We start from the raw sequence: 1,846 nt of genomic DNA on the forward strand, positions 1-1,846 counted from the left end.
GCCCCGGGATGCGGGATACGTGCCCTCCGCCCCCGATCCGGCCCGTTCTCGCTATGTTGGAGCTGTGCACCGCCCGTCGATATCGACGGGCGACTCCGGGGGGAGCTGTACATGGGGAACGAACGACCGACGGTGCCGTCGGGACAACTGGTGGGGGCGGATCGGGATGCCGCCTCCCTGGCCGAGAGTGCGCGGGCGGGCACGTCTCTGCTGATCGCGGGTCCGCGCGGCAGCGGGCGCAGCTACCTGCTCCGAGCCGTCACCGCCGAGTTGCAGCGGGCGGGCACGCGAACCGCTGTCGTCCGGCCGTGCGCGGCGCTGTCGCGCGTGCCGTACGGCGCCCTGGATGCGGCCGGCGATCCCTGCCTCGACGACGTGCGCGAACTGACCGGCGCCGCGCCCGTGGACGGCGTCATCGTGGTCGACGACGTCGACGCGCTCGACACGGCATCCGTGCACGCACTCGAACGCGCCGTGGCGACCAGACGGACGACGGTCATCTTCGGGATGCGTACCGCCCGACCGCGCGCGGTCGACCTCGGCGACGACGCCGACGAGGTGCGGCGAACCGTCCTCGGGCTGTGGATGGACGGCATCCTGCGCCGTGTCGACCTGCGCGAGCTGTCCGATGACGACGCACGCGGGATGATCGACCTCTTCCCCGACGCGCCGCTGCTGGACAGCGCCACTCGCGCGGCCATCGAGTGGCGCGCCGACGGATCCCGCGCGCTGCTGCGCCACCTCGTCCTCGAGGCCACCGGCGCCGCCCGCGCCGGACGCGATCCGCTCAGTCCCTTCCGCGCGATCGCGCGCGACAGCAGGCTCGCCGTCGCCCTCGAGCGTCACGTCGCCGAGATCGCCCGCCCCGACCTGGAGTGCCTGTCCGGCGTGCTGCGCCTGCCCCACCTCGAACTCGCGGCCGCGACCCGACTGTTCAACGCCGAGAGCGTGCACGCCCTGCTGGCGAGCGGCCTGCTGCACGCCGATTCGTCACGCGAGCGTCGACTCACCGCGAACGACCTCGTCGCGCAGGAGGCACGCCGACAGCTGGGCGCCGCGCACGTCGACGACCTCGTCCGCGCCGCCGGCTCGCGGATGCTGGCGGAGGACGACGAATGGTGGAGCCACCCGATCGCCGTCGCCGTCTCGGAGCGGTGGCATCGCCTCGGGGCAGACTCCGACGAGAACGACTACCCCCCGTCCACCCGGGTCAGGGTTGCCCTTGCCGGGGCGCGAGCCGCCAACGATCGCGGCGACACCGCCCACGCCGCCGCGCACGCGCTGCGGGGGCTGCGCGCGAAGGACGACCCCGCGCTGCGGCTCGAGGCGGAACTCGCCGCTCACGGATCCCCCGAGATCGACGAGGACATCGACCCCGGCGCGCGCAGACGGATCGCCCGCGCCGCTGCCGAGAGACGCGGCGCCCCCTCGGCCGCATCGTCGACCACCGAGGCGGACGCCCGTGTCGAGAAGCTGCTCGCCGACGCGCTCCGCGCGGGCGCCCAGCTCGACTGGGCACGGGCGGCCGAGGCCGCCGCCCGCGCCGCCGCCGAGACCGCCGCGTCCCCGGCGGCGCGGCTGCGCGCCACCGTGGCGGCCGGTACCGCCGAGACGTATCACGGCCGGTGGAAGCTCGCCCAGCACCACTATCGCGAGGTGCAGCGCACGCTCGACGCCCGACGCCGCGCCGACGGCATCGGCCCGCGGGAGCGACTGGCCGCGGTGATGTCGATGCTCGCGGGACACCAGATCGCGGGAGCCGATGGCGCGGGGGTGCGCGAGCGCCTCAACGCCGAGGTCGCGACGACCGCGCGCGAGGGCGAGTCGGCCGAGCTCACCCTCGCCG

Annotated in this window: 1 pseudogene; it reads left to right on the forward strand. The window is 75.1% G+C overall.

The features are described from left to right. Positions 1-111 precede the first annotated feature (111 nt). Positions 112-1,846, forward strand: a pseudogene (locus DBR36_RS12325) (hypothetical protein); the annotation flags it as partial.

It is taken from the genome of Microbacterium sp. HMWF026, from assembly GCF_003061325.1.
GTDB lineage: Bacteria > Actinomycetota > Actinomycetes > Actinomycetales > Microbacteriaceae > Microbacterium > Microbacterium testaceum_E.